Genomic DNA, 17,298 nt, shown 5'->3' on the forward strand with positions numbered 1-17,298 from the left:
CCTTGCCACATTGGGCCGGATTCCCGCCACATTATGACACATTTCCGATTTGTTCTTTTTTCGCTATCTTTGGGCGAGTCAGCCGCGGCAGAAATTGCTCGCATTGGGAGTCCATTTCCCATAGCCCGTGGCCACCAGGTTGGCGATGACACGGCAGACATATTGCTTCTGCGCGGGGTCATTGTTGGGGCCGGCGTGGTATCGCGCAACCGCCATGGTCCACGTTTCGTGACGGTTGCGCAGGTTCTTGAGGAACTTCGCCGCGTACTCGACGTTTGAACGCGGGTCGAGCATGTCCTCCACCGAGCGGAAATTCTCGCCGTGGTAGAACTGGTTGATCTGCATGCAGCCCACGTCGATCAGCTTCGCGCCCGACCTCAGAGCCGTGTCGAACTGCGTCAGGGCATCGCGCTGCGAGCGCGGATAGAAGGGCTTGCCCTCTATGTTCAAGGCGTACGCGTAGAGCGAGCCCTTGCGGCCGGTTTCGGTCAAACCGACCGAATAGAGGATACCCTCAGGGACACCGTATTTCAGTGCCGCCGACTGGATCTCCCGCTCGCAGGCGCCATCGGAGGCTCGCGCGTCAGAGGTATACGTCGCCAGTACCGCTGCTGCCAGAGGAGCCAGAAGAAGCGCCCGTAGCGTCGCCCTCACCTGTGACATTGAAACCTCCGGCACTGCGTTGACCCATTTGATTCTGACGCTCGCGCGCTTCTCCGCCCTGCCCCTGGGCGAAGTTCTGACCGGCGCCGCTCTGCGTGTTCGCCTGGCTGCTGGTATCCGTGTTGACGACAGGCGCAATGCTGATGCTCACGCCGTCGATGGCGTAGCCCTGACTGCGCAGCGACTCGAGAATCTTGGTGTTATCGTCCTTGAGCTGCCGGTAGGCGGCGGCCGTCTCGACCTTGAGATCCACGCTCAACGCATCGCCCTGAAGCCGCAGCGTGGCGGTGACAAGGCCGAGATCGATCGGGTTCATCTGGATCTTGAGCGTATTGACGACCTTGCCGGTGCTGCTCAAGGTCGCGGCGTTCGACAGGGACGACGTCGCCTGCATCGCATGCGCCCATTCCTGGTCGCCGGCGATTGCCGCCGTCACGGCGGCGGAGTTCGTATTCTGCGCTAGGCCAAGATATCGCCGGGAATCGACAACCGTGACGGTCTCGATATTTGCCTTGCCGCCGACTTCGCCGGCATCCTTTTCGGCGCCAATATACATGTCCATGGACCTTCCGCGGCTATCCGCGCGCGTCAGCCGGAAGGTCTGACCGACCGTATCGCTGGAGGAGGTCGCACCGGGCATGTCCACGTCGGACGTGGTATCCGTAGCCGACTTCAGGGTGCCAGCCACATCGGCGACCGCGTCATCCTTGGACTTCGCCTTGCCCGAAGACTTGTCCTTGGCATCGGCGGCCACGGCTTCCGTCGTCTTCTGTGCGAACAATCCCGCGGCGGCGACGGACGCGCCATCCACCGGCGTCTTTTCGAGCATGCTCAAGACATCCGAGACGGCATTGTCGTCCGTGGATGCGGGCTTCGTCTCGGTCTTGACCGGCTTGCCGGTCTTTTCGTCCTTCGATGTCGGTACTGCAATCTTGTCGGCGACGTCGGCCACGGTTTCGTCGGCTGCCGCGTCGTCGATCTGCTTGCCAAGCGCTTTGATATCGATCCGGCCGGCCTTCTGGGTGTCCTTGCCGGCATTGGCCGTCGTCGCATCCGCTTCCGCCTGCGCCAGTACGGCTGTGTTGCCAAGATCGATGATGGTTTTCGGTTTCGAGCGCGGCGGCGCCGAGGTCACGGCTCCGTTGCCGTTATCGGCCGTTTCCGAAGATTGCTTGCCGTCGGCCTTGGTGCCCTGGTTGCGGTCGGAACCGGCATTGGCCTTGTTCAGAACGTCGGCGAAGCCGCCGCTGCCTTCGGTGTCCGCACCCTTGCCGGCCGGCCGGCCGGCTTTTGCTCCCGCGGCGGCATCCGCGGCTCCGGCCGGAACGCTGATATCCATCATATCAATTGCTTTCCTTGTTCAAAAGGCCGTCGATCTCATCCAACTGAGAGCGGCTCGAGGTCACAAATGAGCTGAATGCGGGGTCGGCGTTCTGTGGATCCGCTGATTGCGACCCAATCGCCGGCACGGCGTCGGGAACCGCCCCCTCTGCGGCCGATCCTCCCCCGGCGGCCTGTTCAGAGCTAGCTTCTTGACCATTTGGTGTATTAGCAGAGCCTTGCGTCAGGCTTGCAGCGTCTGGTTGCCGAAGCACCTGCTCCGCGACCGACCGCGCGGCAGCCCGCAAGATCTGGTCACGCGGCGAAAGCGCCTTGTCGGCGATGTTCGAAATATTGCGCGCCGCGGTATCGATCTTGTCCGTCGGGATCGACGCCATGCCACCGTAGAAGTCGGCAAGCGCGCCGAACGCATTGTTCGCATTGCCCGACAGGGACTGCGCTCGGCCGGCAGCCATGCGGGCGAGTTCGCCCTTTCCGGCAATCGCCGCGGCCCGCGCGATGCGCAGATAGATTTCCCGCTGGCGCGCCTCGTCCATGAAGGAGAGGATGCCGACGACGTCGTCGGGCTTGACGTTGCGGTCCTGATCGACCAGCAGCTTCACGAAGAGATCGGCGAACTGGCTGGCATAGGGCGAGTAAAGGAAGCGGCGGACATAGCGCTGCGAATACTTCAACCCTTGATCGACGAGCCCCTTGTCGACGGAGATCGCCACGGAGCGGCGTAGCGCCGCCTCCTCGATGATCGTGCCGGGCGCGTTCAACCGCGCGAGGTCGTAGAGCTTGAGGGCCTCTTCCGGGCTCTTGGCAAGCGTGACGTTGCCGCCAACCAGCGCGAGGTAGGGACCGATCTTCTTGTCCTTGTACTCCTGCGACATCTCCACCAAGGTCTTGGCGACGAGCAGACCCTTGCCGCTCAGATATTTGCGCAGGATGTCGGTCACGCGGTTGTCGAAATAGCCGTTGACGTCGCGCGCCACCAGATATTCCAGCGTCTGCGGATTGCCGCCGCTCATGGCGTAGATCAGGGCGGCGTCGACGTTGCGGTCGTCATCGAAGACGGTGGGATCGACAGCGCGCAGGCGCTTGTCGATCGTGCCGAGCATGAAGCGCTGCATCTCGTTGGCGGAACTGTCGCCGAGCACGACGGAATCCTGAATGAACTGCAGCGAGCGCAGCATCTTGTAGGGTGCCGTGTCGCCACCGTCGTCCGCCGGCGCGACAGGCAACGCCTCGGCGGCGGCCGTTGTGGCGGCCGGTGGTTGTGCCTGCTTGGATTCGGGTGCCTCGGCACCGCCCGCCTGTGTCTCGGCAGTTCCGGCCGGCGGCGCCGCCGCGGGCGACGCTGCGTCTTCCGCGCGCGCGACACCGGTCGCCGCCAGCGCGATGCTGAATGCGAGAGGCAGGAGATGCCTGTGCTGCCGGCGCTTCATCGGTTACCCCTCATCGGCCTGGAGGAGAATTTCGATACGCCGGTTGGAGGCGTTGTACGGATCGGCGGTGTCCTTGAGCCTGCGATCGGCGAAGCCTGAAACCTGGGAGACGCGCTTCTCGTCGAGGCCGCCGCGCACCATCATGTAATAGGCGGCCTGGGCGCGATCCATCGAAAGGCGCCAGTTCGCGTTCTCGCCCTTGTACTGACGACCGTCGGTGTGGCCACGGATCGCCACGACGCCATTCTTCGCCTTGAGCACCTCGCCGATCTTCTGCATCGCAAGGACCATCTCCTTGCGCGGCACGGCGGAACCGACGTTGAACATGGAATCGTCGCTCTGGTCGGAGATGCTGACCAGCAGGCCACCCTCCGCCGGCGTCACCGTCAGCCCTTCCGCGAGCTTGCCCGCGACACCGCCGATCTGCTTGGCGATCTCCTGCTGGAGTTCCTTGGCTTGCTGTTCCTGCTCGACTGCCTTTTCCGCCGGCGTCTGCGTCAGCGGCGCTACGCCATCCTTGTCGGCGGTCTTGTCGGCGGTCTGGTCACTGGTCTTGTCGCTGGCCTTGGCGGTCGCCTCGGGGGTCTGCGCGACGACGGGCTGGATGTCGACCTGCTGCGCCTTGGCGTCTTCCGCCTTGGCGAGTTCGATCGCCTGCTTGGCCGGATCGTCGGGCTGGGTCTTGTCCGCGCGCGTCACCTCGATCTGCTTCGTCCAGAAGTCGGGATCGAAAGGATCGCGGTAAGCCTCGCCGCCATCGGCGCCGGTTGCCGGGCCGGAATCGGCCGCACCGCCCTCGCCCTTGGCGCTGACATTGGCCTGCTGGCCAACCTCCTGGGCGATTTCGGCCAGAACCGAATACGGATTCTCGAAGAAATCCGCTTCGGAATAGTTCTGCTGGTCGCCCGATGTCGAGGTCTGGTCCTCGCCGCTGGCCGCCGCAGCGCCCTGGTTCGGCTGGTCCTGCTTTTCCTTCGACTTGTCGGCCTTCTCCTCCCCGTCAGCCTGCTCGACCGGCTTCTTCAAGCCTTTTTCCGTGGGCTTTTCGTCCGAAAGCTTGATCGGGTTGAAATAGGTGGCGACGGAGGCCTTGGTCTCCTCGTTGGCGGCATTGACCAGCCACATGACGAGAAAGAACGCCATCAACGCGGTCATGAAGTCGGCATAGGCGATTTTCCAGGCGCCACCATGGGCGCCGTCGTGATCGCCACCACCATGTCGCTTGACGATGATGATCTCGTTCTTGCCGTGGTGGTGATTTTCGCTGTCGCTCATTCCAGAACTTTCTTGACGCTCGCCGCCCAGGCAGACATGCGGGTTACGAGTACCGAGTCATCAAACTCGGCGATCAAATCGATATCGTCGCTCTCGTGATGGCGCAGAACTGCTGCCTTTTCGCCGAGTTCGTTCTTCAAGATATTGAAAAGCGTTTCCGGACCCTTGACCGTGATCGTGCCGGTCTCTCCCTCCAGAACGGCATCGCGCAGCTGCGCCGCCAACTCGACGGCCGCCTTTTCGGCCAACGCCTCGGTCAAGACGGGAGCCAGCGTTCGCGCGACCGTAGCGCTTACGAGATCCGCGACCGTCCTGGAGATCACGTCTATCCTTGAGGCGATAAGCTCGGCGATCTCGGTCTCGTATCTGTTGCGAAGCTCTTCGATCTCGCGTTGGTGAACAAGCGCGACCGTCTGCGCCTCGGCCTCGAACTTCTCGGTAAGCTCGGCGGTCGCCTTCGCTTCGCCGATAGCATTGGCGTCGCGGCGCTCGGCCTCGATATCGACGACAGGCTCGGAGACAATGTCGTCGAAGCCGCCGAAGTCGTCGGAAAACGAAGTTTCAGCTACGGCAGGTGCGATGACGGCGGGTTCGCCGAAGTCTTTCAGACGAGACAGCAGCGCGCTCACTCAACCCACCTCTTATCAGCAGAAGCCTGCGACATGCCGCGCCTCACATTGCACCAAACAAATCCCTGGCGCGGTTTTTCACCACGCCTGTTGTTTCCGACCGTAGGAGGCCAAACTTGTGCGAAGATGAATGGCCGCCACCGACGGCGATCTTACGATCACTGCAACAGGAGAAGGACCTTGCTGGCGGCGGTATTGAGGATGGAGACCGCCTGCACGCCCATCTTCTGCTGCGTCTCCAGTGCCTTCTGGCGCACGGACGCCTCGTCCATGTCCGTATCGACAAGCGCGCCGACATTCTTCTTGATCACGTCCGCCATGTCTGCGGTGTAGTCGATGCGGTCGTTGATGCGCGCGCTCATGATGCCGAGACCGGCGGCGGTCGTGGTCAGCGTCGACAGAAGGTTGTCGACCACGGCCATCATATCATCGACCTGCTCGGACGTGGTGTTGCTGTCGAGCTTGATCTCGTCTCCTTCGGCGCCGGTGATCGATCCCGCATTGATCAGGTAGTAATTGCGCGGCGCGGTGGAACCGGTCAGGTTCAAGGTGCTGGCATCGACGGTCTTGGTCAGCAGGCCGCGATCGGCTTTGTTGGTATCGATCATGACCGTCTGGTCGGCCGGGAAGCTGATGTTCTGCGGCTGATATTCGCCCGTGGGCGCCCGGGTGAAGCCGCCGATGACCGAACGTGACGTGGTCAGCGTGGGATCCTGGTTGAACAGCCAGTTCTCGCCGGCGATGCTCGTCGCCTGAACCGTCGTCTGCATCTGCTGCTTGAGCTGATCCAGCGTGGTGTTGAGCTTTTCCTTGTCGACGCCGACTTCCTTGGCGCTGACAAGCGTTGCACGGATGCTGCTCAACTGATCGATGAGGCCATCCATCGCCGTGTAGGCGGTATCGACCTTCGAGGCGCCGACGCCGAGCGCGTCGTTGATGTTGGCCATGGAGCTGCCGTCGGAGCGCAGAACGCTGGCGAAGGACCAGTAGGTCGCGTCGTCCGCCGCCGTTTCCACGCGCTTGCCCGATGATACCTGCTGCTGGGTCGTCGCTGCTTCATTGTTGATGATCCGCAATGCGGCGAGAGCGTTTACCTGTGCGGAGCTGGTGATTCGATAGGTCATTTTTGGAGCTCTATGGTAGAGGAAAGGATAGACCGGATCGCCGGCAGCGACAGGCTTGGCTTCATGCCGCCAACCGGATTTTCCCGATCGGCTCGTCGCTCAACAAATCAATTCTTAAGAGAAGGTAACCAAGGGATACAGCCAGCGCAAGTAGCCGACAAACGGTCCGGCAAGCCTCGCGCAACCTTGATTCTCTTTTCAAAAACAAAGAGAAAGCCGCGTCTTTCGAGACGGCTTTCAATGCTTTGGCAATGTATTTCGAGGCGTTTTCCACGCCGGCGGACCGCTTAGTTCTGGAACAGCGTGAGCACGTTCTGGGCGCTCGAGTTGGCGATCGACAGCGACTGGATGGCCAGCTGCTGCTGGGTCTGCAGCGCGGTCAGCTTGCTCGATTCCTCTTCCATGTTCGCATCGACCAGACGGCCCACGCCCGAGATCGATCGAGTCGCTGAGGTTGGACACGAAGGTGTCCTGGAGATCGATGCGGGTCGAGATCGAACCAAGTTGCGATGCTGCCTTGGTCAGCGCGCTCAACCCGGCTTCGACGTTGCTGAGCGTGGTGTTCAGGTCCGTGACGCTCAGCTGCGAGATATCCATGTTGTAGATGGAGCCGTAGGTGCCGTATTCGGTGCCAATGATGCCGGTTGTGGTGTCGAGTTCGCCGTCGACCTGCATGCCGAAGAGAACGTTGCCGTCGGGATTGTCGTCGAGATTGTAGTCGGTGGTCTGGACCGAAACCTCGCCGTTCGCGCCGCGAACGAAGGAGGAGACGACGCTCTTCGTGCCGTTGCCGGCAACCCAGTTCTCGCCTGAGAAGGACGCCGACTGCGCGACGCTGAGGAGCTGCTGCTGAAGCTGCTGGATTTCGTTCTGGATCTTCGTCTTGTCGACGCCGTTTTCGGTGGCCGCGACCACCTTGGCCTTGATCTCGCTGACGATGTTGATGGCGTTGTCCATGGCGGCGTATGCGGTATCGACCTTGGCGGCACCCAGGCCGAGCGCGTCGGAGACGGCCGAAAGGGCCTTGTTGTCCGAGCGCATCGTGGTCGCGATCGACCAGTAGGCGGCATTGTCCTTGGCTTCGGCGACGCGATAGCCCGAGGACACGTTGCCCTGCGTCGTCTCGAGATTGGTGTTGATGCCGCGCAGTGTCTGAAGCGCGGCCATCGCCGCGACGTTGGTCAAAATGCTTGTCATGAAAAGAGCGCCCCTTGTTGGCAAATTCTAAAAAAGGGACATCCCGATCTACCGCGGGAACGGTTCATCAGCCTCATGCCTGCTAACCGCTTCTTAAGCTTGGTTAACATACCGTTTAATGATCGCCACAAGACATGAGTTTGGTTAACAAAAAGTTAACGCCAACAAAAAAGCCGCGCTCGGGGAGCGCGGCCTTCGAAAACCATCCGCCGAAGCGGCGGGGTATTCCCGTGCTGGCGCCTGACGGCGCCGGCGATCTTAGCGGAACAGCGAGAGGATGTTCTGCGAGGAGGAGTTCGCGATCGACAGCGACTGAACAGCGAGCTGCTGCTGGGTCTGCAGAGCCGAAAGCTTGCTGGATTCCTCTTCCATGTTGGCGTCGACGAGACGGCCAACGCCGGAGTTGATCGAGTCGCTGAGCTTGGAGACGAAGTCCGTCTGCAGGTCGATACCCTTCTGCAGCGAGCCAAGCTTGGAGCCGAGCGAGGTCATGCTCTTCAGCGCGGTTTCAGTGTCGGTGATCAGCTGATCGATCGTGCCCTTGGTGTCGGTCGTGGCGATCGAGAATTCGGCGATCGATGCGTTGGAGGCCGTACCGGTGCGGTCCAGAATGCCCGACGTCGCGTCGCTGAAGAGAAGATCGTCGGCCTGGGCGGAGTAGCCCGAAGTGCTGACGCTGACGCCACCGGCGGTGCGGATGAAGGACGAAACGACCGACATCGTCTTGTTTTCGGCGTTGGAAACCCAGTTTTCGCCGTTGAACGAAGCCGAAGCCGAGATGCTCTTCAGCTGCTGCTGCAGCTGCTTGATTTCGTCGTTGATCTTGGCCTTGTCAACGCCGTCTTCGGTGGCGGCGACGAGCTTGGCCTTGATTTCGGACACGACGTCGATCGAGCTCTGAACGGCGGTGTAAGCCGTGTCAACCTTGGCGGCGCCCATGCCCAATGCGTCGGAAACGGCCGAGAGAGCGCCGTTGTCGGACTTCATGGTCGTGGCGATCGACCAGTAAGCAGCGTTGTCGGCAGCCTTGCCAACGCGCAGACCGGAGGACACAGCGCTCTGGGTGTCCGAGAGGTTGTTGTTCACGCTGCGCAGCGTCTGCAGCGCTGCCATTGCGGAATTGTTCGTCAGAATGCTGGTCATTTAAAAAGCCCCTTTTCGGCAATTTTTCATACGAAGGGACATTCCGGATTCTTACCGGAAACGGCGGTCAGCGTCATGCCTGTTGACCCTGCGTGTGCTGATCAACTCACCGTTTCGATGAACCCATATGACTGCAACATGGTTAAGAAAGACTAAAGCCGGCGAGAGGAAATTTAAGAAATACCGGGCACTTACGGCGGGCGGCGCGCAGGCACGAAAAAATGCGGCCGGGCAATGCCCGGCCGCACCGATTTCTGATTTTCGCTTCGCGCTCTTAGCGGAAGAGCGACAGGATGTTCTGCGAAGAGGAGTTCGCGATCGACAGCGACTGGATGGCCAGCTGCTGCTGCGTCTGCAGAGCCGAAAGCTTGCTGGACTCTTCTTCCATGTTGGCGTCGACGAGACGGCCAACACCGGAGTTGATCGAGTCGCTGAGCTTGGAGACGAAGTCGCTCTGAAGGTCGATGCCCTTCTGCAGCGAGCCGAGCTTGGAGCCGAGCGAGGTCATGCTCTTCAGCGCGGTTTCAGCGTCGGAGATCAGGCCGTCGATGTCAGCCTTGGAGTTCGTCGAGCTGATCGAGAAGGTCGAGAGCGAGGCAGTGATGTTGCCCGTGCCGTCGCGGTCCAGGATGCCCGTGTCGTTGGCGAACAGGTAGTCGTCGGCGGTCGAGGTGTAACCAGCCGTCGAGACGCTGACGCCGCCAGCGGTGCGGATGAAGGAGGAAACAACCGACATGGTCTTGCCTGCCGCGCCCGTGGTGGAAACCCAGTTTTCGCCGTTGAAGGAAGCCGACGACGCAATGCTCGTCAGCTGCTGCTGCAGCTGCTTGATTTCGTCGTTGATCTTGCCCTTGTCAACGCCGTCTTCGGTCGCAGCAACGAGCTTGGCCTTGATTTCCGATACGACGTCGATCGAGCTCTGAACGGCGGTGTAAGCCGTGTCGACCTTGGCGGCGCCCATGCCGAGTGCGTCGGAAACAGCCGAAAGTGCGCTGTTGTCGGACTTCATGGTGGTTGCGATCGACCAGTAAGCGGCATTGTCGGCAGCCTTGCCAACGCGCAGACCAGACGACACAGCAGCCTGCGTGTCGGAAAGGTTGTTGTTCACGCTACGCAGCGTCTGAAGCGCTGCCATTGCGGAATTGTTGGTGTTGATGCTTGTCATGGATACGTCCCCGAAATTCGATACCAATGGAGGACATTACCGGACTTATGTACCGGCAATGACGGTTCGGCTTCATGCCACTTGGTCATTCTGCATTGGGACCAAACCCGTCATGTCGAGGATGACTTTCGCAGCAAAACCTTGCGGACTAATTAATGTCGCCTCGCCATTTCTCAAACGGATCCAAATGGTTAACTACTAGTTAAATCGGATCACAAAAAGTTTAACGCCATCTGCCGGCTCGGTCACGGCGATCGTCTCTTCCTGCCTGAGGCAAGGTTCGCGTGCCATTCTGCGTCACAATGGCCTCATTGGGTCCGCGCCGAACCGGCCCGCGGAACCCTGTGCGCCGCGTAAAGAACTGAACGAGGTTTGATCGTGAATCGTGTGGTTTCGTTTGCCGCAGCATCAAAAGACTACCAGAGCGGGCGCTATACCAAGTCGCTCGAGACGCTGAATGCGTTGCTCGAGACACAGCAGGACGCGAAGACCTACGCCTTGCTGGCCCGCACGCTGTCGCAGCTGGGAATGAAGGCGGATGCGGCGATGGCCTTTGCGGTGGCCGGCGAAAAGGCGGGCCAGAGCGGGGCGGAGTTTTCCCGCAAGGCGGCGCTTCTGTACTTCGAAGTCGGCAACCATGACGAGACGATCCGGCTCGGCCTGCGCTATATGCTCAACCAGAGCCTGGACGCCGAACTCGCCTTCGCGCTGGCCTCGATCTACAAAAAGCGCGGTCAGGACGAGCTGCTCAGTCCTTTCGTCAAGGTCCTCGCGGAAAGCAGCAACACCGATCACACCTTGCTTGCAATCAGGCTGCTCAAGAACGATCCCAACGACGAAACCCAGGCCTTGCTGATCCGCAACCTGTTCAAGCGCTACCCCAAGTTGGTGCCGCTGCGCTTCCTGTATCTGATGTTCGCCAGGCACGTATGCGATCTGACCGGCATCAAGCTTCACAAGCAGATCATCGACGAGTTGATTGCGAGCGGCGAGACCTCGTTCCTGCATCACGAGAGCGAGTTCTACAATCTGCAATGGTGCGGGGATGAAGCGCTCAATCGCATGACGTCGAGCATGAACAAGGCGGTGACGGCGGAGCAGACGATCGCGCGCAGGACGAGGGCCCACCCGTGGGCGGACAAGATCCGCGTCGGCTACCTTTCCAACGACCTCTTCGAGCAGCATGCGACCATGAAGCTGATGGGCCGCGTCCTGGAGTTGCACGACCGGGAGCGCTTCGAGATCACGCTCTACTGCCACTCGCGCGCTTCAAACCTGGAACACAATACTTTCGACCGGAGCCTCTGGGGCCGGGTCGTCGAGGTGGGCGACCTCAGCGACGAGGCGATGGCCGAACGCATGCGGGCCGACCAGATCGATATTCTGGTCGATCTCAAGGGACCGACATACGAAACGCGCTATCACGTTCTCAACAAGGGCCCGGCGCCGATCCAGATTTCCTGGCTCGGCTTTCCGGGCAGCGCGACGAACACCGATGTCGACTACGTCATCGGCGACAAGTTCGTGCTCCCCGACACCTCGAAGCCGCATTACCACGAAAAGTTCATCCGCCTGCCGGACAGTTACCAGCCGAACGATCCTTTCCACCGGCCGACGCCCGGCTTCGTGGAACGTGGCGAATTCGGACTGCCCGACGACAAGTTCGTATTTGCCTCGTTCAACGCCAGCCGCAAGATCACGCCCGAAACGGTCGATGTCTGGTGCAACGTGCTTCGCCGGGCGCCGAACAGCGTGCTGTGGATGATGGCGGTGTCCAAGCAGACGGAAGCCAATCTCCGCGACTACTTCAAAAGCCGGGGGATCCCCGCCAAGCGTCTCGTCTTCTGCGGGCACGCGGATTATCACAGCCATATCGACAGGCAGCAGGCGGCCGATCTCGCGCTCGATACCTGGCCCTATAACGGCCACACCACGACGTCGGAGCAGCTGTGGGGCGGCCTGCCGGTTCTGACGCTGAAGGGCACCAATTTCGCCTCACGCGTGACCGAGAGCCTGCTGAACGCGATCGGGCTTCCCGAACTGGTGGCCAACGACGCACAGGCCTACGAGGACATGGCGGTCGCTCTCTACGAGAACCCCGCGCGGATCGCCGACTTCAAGCAGACGATCGAAGAGAACAAGATGATCAAGCCACTGTTCGACGCGGAACGCTTCTGCCACCACCTCGAGACGGCTTACGAGATGACTGTCGCGCGCGCCAAGAAGGGGCTGGAGCCGGATCACCTCGACGTGCCCGCCCTGCCCGCCAGAACCATGCCGTTCTGACCCGGGCCGCGACAGGTCGCGACCCCAGAAACAAACGAAGAAGCCGGCGGATCGATCGCCGGCTTCTTCGTTCTTGACTGATGGTGCTTCTGTCCGCGTGTCGCGCGTCAGTTGAAGGATCGAACCAGACTGCCGACCAGCAGGTTCCAGCCGTCGATCAGGACGAAGAACAGATCTTGAACGGCAGGGAGATCAATGTCGGCGGCAGCATCATCATGCCCATGGCCATGGTGATGGTCGCGACGATCAGGTCGATGACGAGGAAGGGAAGGACGACAAGGAAGCCGATTTCAAAGCCGCGCCGGATCTCCGAGATCATGAAGGCAGGAACGAGGACGCGATAGTCGATCTTCTCGCCCGCATCGACCGTCTGGCCGCGCTCACGGGCGAGATCGACGAAGAGCTTCAAATCCTTTTCGCGGGTGTTGCGCGTCATGAAGGCGCGGAACGGCTCGGCAACGCGCTCGACCGCCTGCTGCTCGTCGATCTGGTTGGCCAGCAGCGGCTGGACACCATCGCGCCACGCCTGATCGAAGGTCGGTTGCATGACGTAGAACGTCATGAACAGCGACAGCGACAGCAAGATCATGTTCGAGGGGGCGGAAGCGAGGCCGAGGCCTGTCCGGAGAATCGAGAAAGCGATGACGAAGCGCGGGAAGCTCGTCACCATCATCAGGATGCCGGGCGCCACCGAGAGAACGGTGAGGAGACCGAAGGTGCGAATGATCCATGCCGCGACCGAGCCGTCCACCGGCAGGTTGAGCAGGTTCGACGGGAGCTGCTGCGCATGCGCCAGCTCCGGGACCGCCATCATGGCAGCCAAGATCACTAGGAATCGAATCATTCGATGACGAAGGTCCTGAACATGACTTTCGATACGCGTCCCTGCGCCCGAAGGTCAACACGCTCCTGGATGTCATCCCTAAGATATTCAAAGCCGCGAGGGCCCTCGATCTGCTGCAGCGAAACTGTCCGGATGTAGGCCAGGATGTCCTGGTTGATCTCCTCGGCGAGCTTAACGTCGGGCTTCTCGGAAAACAGCAGCGCCACTTCGAGGCGAACCCAGTTTTCCGAGGGGTAGGCCAGGTTCGACGTGATCGGTTCCAGCTGAACGACGTTGTTGGCTTCGGTCGAGATTTTCTGCAATCCCGCCTCGGCCGGCTTAGCCGCCGCCGCGGTTGCCTGCTCGGCCTGCTTCGCGGACTTCACGCCGGGTGCGATCATGCCGCCGACGACCCAGCCACCGCCACCGCCAAGGAGGGTCAGGACGGCGACGCCGATGATCGTCATCATCGTCGCCGACTTCTTCTTCGACTGGCCCTCGGTGCCTTCTGCGTCTGCCATTTTACCGGACCTTAGAGCGGTGAAAGGATGTCTACGGCCTGCTGGCCGCGCGGGGGCTGCTGCACTTCCATCAGGCGACCGCGGCCGCCGTAGGAGATGCGCGCTTCGGCGATCCTGTCGTAGGAAATCTCGTTTTCGGCGGTGACGTCCTGCGGACGCACGATACCGGCGACGTTGAGGATACGCAGTTCCTGGTTCAGCCGCACTTCCTGCGAGCCGCTGACGACCAGGTTGCCGTTCTCGAGGATGCCGGTCACGACCGCCGCGACCATCAGGTTCAGCTTGTCGGTGCGCTCGATCTTGCCCTTGCCGTCCGTGCTCGTATCGGAACCGTAGCTGACGTCGGTTTTCGACGACGGGTTCCAGCCGAGAATGTTGGCCTGCGCGTCCCAGTTCAGGCCGCTGCTATTGGTACGGCTGCGGTTCGTATTGTTTTCGAACGAGCCCTTGTCGTTGATCGAGATGTTGACCGTCAGGATGTCGCCGACGTTGAGCGCGCGCGCGTCCTTGAACAGCGTCGCCTGAGAGTCGCTCCAGAGCGAATAGCCCTGCGCGACCTGGCGCGGCTGCTTCGGATACATCGACATCTGCTGCGTCTGGCCATAGGCGAGACCGCTGCCGATCGGACTCATGGCCGGCGCGCGGCCGATCTCCTTGATCGCCTGCGGAGACTGGCAGCCGGCGGCCAGAACGGCCACGGCGGCGATCGCGAGCGGGAAACGCTTCTTCATGAGGGATCCTTCGAGGTATTGGGGTCGGACGCGCTGGCGATGATGTTGGCGATGACCGCGGCCTTTTGCGGCTCCATCTCGTTCAGGATCAGGCTCGACTGCGTGGCGTTCAACCGCATGATCACGGCGGCCGCCACTTCGACCTTCACTTCCTGAAGCTGCTGCGCGGCGGCATCCGGCTTCATTTTCTTATAGATATCCGTCAGGCCTGCTTCCGCCTGCTTCAGAAAGTCGTCGCGGCGCTTCAGCCAGTCCTGATACTCGTCGCGCCGCTTCGTCATCTCGGCGATGCGGCTGTCGACATCGGCCCTGAGCTTGTCGAGCTCCTGCTTCTGCAGCAGGTAGCGCTGGTCGCGCGCGGGGTCGGCAATGTTGCTGCAGAACTGCTTGATTTCCTCCTCGGAGGTCAGCTCGCCGCCCGCAGAGGTGCGGGCTTCCTGGGCGAAGGCGCCGGGGATGGTCAGCATGACGACGGCCGCCGCCGGCAGGATCAACCGCCGCGTCAGTTCCGACACCGTCATGTTCGCGAGAGAGATAGCCGTCATTGCAGGACAAGCTCCGCTTGCAGCGCACCGGCCGACTTGATGCCCTGCAGAATGGCGATGATGCCATCCGGCTTGACGCCGATGTTGTTGAGGCCGGCCACCAGGGTCTTCAGGTCAGGCCCGTCGAGCAGCGCGACATTGCCGCCAGTCTGCTGGGCGATGATATCCGTTTGCGGCTGAACCGCGGTGACGCCACGCGAGAAGGGCTCCGGCTGGATGACCTGAGGCGTCTCGGTGACCTGCACGGTGAGCGTGCCGTAGCTGACGGCGACCGGCGAGACGCGAACGTCCGCACCGATGACGATCGTTCCCGTGCGCTCGTTGATGACGACCTTGGCCGGCGTGTCGGTTGCGACTGCGAGATTTTCGATGTCGGCCATCAGACGCGTGAGGTCGGCTTCGCGGGGCTTCTGGACGATGACTTCCTGCGCATCCTTCGCCTCCGCGACGGGGCCGCCGAAGCGTACGCGCGCATAACCATTGACCACGTCGGCGATGCGCACGGCGGTCGAGAAATCCGGGTTGCGCAGCTGCAGGACGAGATTGACCGAGTCCTTGAAACGCGACGGCAGTTCACGCTCGATGATGGCGCCGCTCGGCACGCGGCCCGCCGTCGTGACGCCTTCGGTAACGGTCGAGGCCTGACCCTGCGCGGTAAAGCCGGAGACGACCACCGAGCCCTGGGCGACGGCGTAGATCTGGCCATCGGCGCCTGATAATGACGTCATGATCAGCGTTCCGCCGCGCAGCGACGTGGCGTCGCCCAGCGAGCTGACGTTGACGTCGAGGCGGCTGCCGGGGCTTGCGAAAGGCGGCAGGTTGGCGGTGACCATGACGGCGGCGGTGTTCTTGGCATTCGACTGCCCGCCCTGGGTGGAAATCCCGAGGTTCTGCAGCATGGCGCGCATCGACTGCTCGGTGAACGGCGATGAACGGAAACCATCGCCGGTCCCCTGGAGACCGACGATGAGGCCGTAGCCGATGAGCTGGTTGTCGCGACCCGCCTGCAGCGAGGCAATGTCCTTGATGCGCGAGTTCAGCGCCGAGGCCGGCGTGACGGCCAGGACGTTCGGCGCGAGCAGCGCAAGTGCTATGAAAAGACGAGACAGGATCTTCATTTTGCAGCCACGTGTATGGTGCCGTTCGCGAGCACGGTGCCGCTGACGATCACTCCGGAGTCCATGTTGCGGACGCGGACCAGCTGGCCGGTCATGCCGTCTTCGAGCGGCGAGCCGGCGGCGGAGATCGCCATCGGCCCGACGGTGAAGATCAGGCGGATGGAGGAGCCGCGCGTCACGGTGTAGGGCTCGCGCAAAGCGGAGATGGAAATCGACTGGCCGGGAAGCAACGTGCGCTTGGAAATCATGCCGTCCACCTGCCCGATGGTCTTGGCGTAGTCTCCCTGCAGGTTGGGGTTTGTGACCTCGACTTCCTGCAATTGCGCGCTGGATATCGTTTCGCCGGGATAGATGATGGTGGTCGGAATGACTGCGTACCCCAAGTCGGCGGCGGCATAGGCCGACGGCGCCGCAAGGGTGATGGCCGCGATGACCGCGGCTTTCGCCCATCCACGAAGATGTTCTACCCGGCAAAACGTCATGTTTCGGCCCTTCCCTGTTACTTCAGGTTCTTGCTGACGATGGAGGCCATTTCGTCGGCGGTGGTGATGACTTTCGAGTTCATTTCGTAAGCGCGCTGCGCCGAGATCAGCTCGGTGATTTCCTTCACCGGATCGACGTTGGACGATTCCAGGTAGCTCTGCTTGAGGTAGCCGTAGCCCGGATCGTCGGGCGTACCGACGACCGGCTGGCCGGAAGCCGGCGTTTCCTGGAAGAGGTTGTCGCCGAGCGGCTTGAGACCCGCTTCGTTGACGAAATCCGCGATCTGCAGCTGGCCGAGCGTGGTGGGCGCCGTCGTCCCCGGCAACACCGCAGTCACTTCGCCGGAGCGGCTGATGGTGAGCTCCTTCGAACCGACGGGAATGGTGATGTTCGGCGCAACGGTGTAACCGTCGATGGTCACGATCTGGCCGGTCTCGTTCTTGTTGAACGCACCGGCGCGGGTGTAGAGCGTCGTGCCGTCTGGAGCCTGGATCTGGAAGAAGCCGCGACCGATCAGCGCCACGTCGAGATCGTTGCCGGTCTGAGAGAGTTCGCCCTGGATGTGCAGGTTGCGGACAGCGGAGGTCTGCACACCGAGACCGATGTTGGCGCCCTCTGGCACGATTGCCTGGTTGGCGCGGTTGGAAACGCCCTGCGCGCGCTCGGTCTGGTAGAGCAGGTCCGTGAATTCCGCGCGGGCGCGCTTGAAGCCTGTGGTGTTGATGTTCGCGATGTTGTTCGCGATAACTTCAAGGTTGGTCTGCTGGGCATCCATGCCCGTTGCTGCGATGGCAAGCGCTCTCATGGCTCAATCCTCAAAATCA

Annotated in this window: 15 protein-coding genes and 2 pseudogenes; 1 reads left to right on the forward strand and 16 read right to left on the reverse strand. The window is 61.6% G+C overall.

Annotated elements, in window-relative coordinates:
• Window positions 1–78: 78 nt before the first annotated feature.
• The 9 genes and pseudogenes from P3R82_RS22475 to P3R82_RS22515 all read right to left on the reverse strand — a co-directional run bounded on the left by P3R82_RS22475 (window position 79) and on the right by P3R82_RS22515 (window position 9,967).
• On the reverse strand, window positions 79–663 hold the full coding sequence (locus P3R82_RS22475; protein ID WP_283195400.1) for a transglycosylase SLT domain-containing protein: 585 nt from the start codon (window positions 661–663) through the stop codon (window positions 79–81).
• A complete protein-coding gene (locus tag P3R82_RS22480) occupies window positions 584–2,005 on the reverse strand; it encodes a flagellar hook-length control protein FliK (protein WP_283195401.1) in 1,422 nt (473 codons plus the stop codon). The genes P3R82_RS22475 and P3R82_RS22480 overlap by 80 nt, the downstream gene beginning before the upstream one ends.
• A 1-nt stretch (window position 2,006) precedes the next feature.
• A complete protein-coding gene (gene motC / locus P3R82_RS22485) occupies window positions 2,007–3,434 on the reverse strand; it encodes a chemotaxis protein MotC (RefSeq protein ID WP_283195402.1) in 1,428 nt (475 codons plus the stop codon).
• A gap of 3 nt (window positions 3,435–3,437) precedes the next feature.
• Window positions 3,438–4,709, reverse strand: a complete 1,272-nt coding sequence (locus P3R82_RS22490; protein WP_283195403.1) for a MotB family protein — start codon at window positions 4,707–4,709, stop codon at window positions 3,438–3,440.
• Complete coding sequence (locus P3R82_RS22495) at window positions 4,706–5,338, reverse strand: hypothetical protein (protein WP_283195404.1); 633 nt, start codon at window positions 5,336–5,338, stop codon at window positions 4,706–4,708. Before P3R82_RS22495 ends, P3R82_RS22490 begins: the two co-directional genes overlap by 4 nt.
• Window positions 5,339–5,496: 158 nt before the next feature.
• Window positions 5,497–6,462, reverse strand: a complete 966-nt coding sequence (locus P3R82_RS22500) for a flagellin (protein ID WP_283195405.1) — start codon at window positions 6,460–6,462, stop codon at window positions 5,497–5,499.
• 287 nt (window positions 6,463–6,749) lie between these two features.
• Window positions 6,750–7,659, reverse strand: a pseudogene (locus P3R82_RS22505) (flagellin).
• Between the two features lie 258 nt (window positions 7,660–7,917).
• A complete protein-coding gene (locus P3R82_RS22510) occupies window positions 7,918–8,802 on the reverse strand; it encodes a flagellin (protein WP_283195406.1) in 885 nt (294 codons plus the stop codon).
• 274 nt (window positions 8,803–9,076) lie between these two features.
• Window positions 9,077–9,967, reverse strand: a complete 891-nt coding sequence (locus P3R82_RS22515; RefSeq protein ID WP_283195407.1) for a flagellin — start codon at window positions 9,965–9,967, stop codon at window positions 9,077–9,079.
• A 378-nt stretch (window positions 9,968–10,345) separates the two neighbouring features.
• Between P3R82_RS22515 and P3R82_RS22520 the strand changes: the two genes are divergently transcribed.
• A complete protein-coding gene (locus P3R82_RS22520) occupies window positions 10,346–12,253 on the forward strand; it encodes a glycosyl transferase (RefSeq protein ID WP_283195408.1) in 1,908 nt (635 codons plus the stop codon).
• Window positions 12,254–12,360: 107 nt separating this feature from the next.
• On the opposite strand, the pseudogene fliP reads toward P3R82_RS22520, so the two are convergent.
• The 7 genes and pseudogenes from fliP to flgG all read right to left on the reverse strand — a co-directional run bounded on the left by fliP (window position 12,361) and on the right by flgG (window position 17,279).
• Window positions 12,361–13,097, reverse strand: a pseudogene (gene fliP / locus P3R82_RS22525) (flagellar type III secretion system pore protein FliP).
• Window positions 13,094–13,597, reverse strand: a complete 504-nt coding sequence (locus P3R82_RS22530; protein ID WP_283195409.1) for a flagellar basal body-associated FliL family protein — start codon at window positions 13,595–13,597, stop codon at window positions 13,094–13,096. Before P3R82_RS22530 ends, fliP begins: the two are co-directional and overlap by 4 nt.
• Window positions 13,598–13,608: 11 nt before the next feature.
• Window positions 13,609–14,328, reverse strand: a complete 720-nt coding sequence (flgH, locus tag P3R82_RS22535; protein WP_283195410.1) for a flagellar basal body L-ring protein FlgH — start codon at window positions 14,326–14,328, stop codon at window positions 13,609–13,611.
• Window positions 14,325–14,873, reverse strand: coding sequence for a MotE family protein (locus P3R82_RS22540; RefSeq protein ID WP_183900254.1), 549 nt, complete (start codon window positions 14,871–14,873; stop codon window positions 14,325–14,327). Before P3R82_RS22540 ends, flgH begins: the two co-directional genes overlap by 4 nt.
• On the reverse strand, window positions 14,870–15,991 hold the full coding sequence (locus P3R82_RS22545) for a flagellar basal body P-ring protein FlgI (RefSeq protein ID WP_183900253.1): 1,122 nt from the start codon (window positions 15,989–15,991) through the stop codon (window positions 14,870–14,872). The genes P3R82_RS22540 and P3R82_RS22545 overlap by 4 nt, the downstream gene beginning before the upstream one ends.
• Window positions 15,988–16,473 (reverse strand): flagellar basal body P-ring formation chaperone FlgA, encoded by a 486-nt coding sequence (flgA, locus tag P3R82_RS22550; protein ID WP_183900252.1) that lies wholly within the window; start codon window positions 16,471–16,473, stop codon window positions 15,988–15,990. The genes P3R82_RS22545 and flgA overlap by 4 nt, the downstream gene beginning before the upstream one ends.
• 17 nt (window positions 16,474–16,490) lie before the next feature.
• Window positions 16,491–17,279 (reverse strand): flagellar basal-body rod protein FlgG, encoded by a 789-nt coding sequence (gene flgG, locus P3R82_RS22555; protein ID WP_283195411.1) that lies wholly within the window; start codon window positions 17,277–17,279, stop codon window positions 16,491–16,493.
• Window positions 17,280–17,298 lie beyond the last annotated feature (19 nt).

The organism is Rhizobium sp. AN80A, assembly GCF_030053015.1.
Taxonomy (GTDB): Bacteria; Pseudomonadota; Alphaproteobacteria; order Rhizobiales; family Rhizobiaceae; genus Rhizobium; species Rhizobium metallidurans.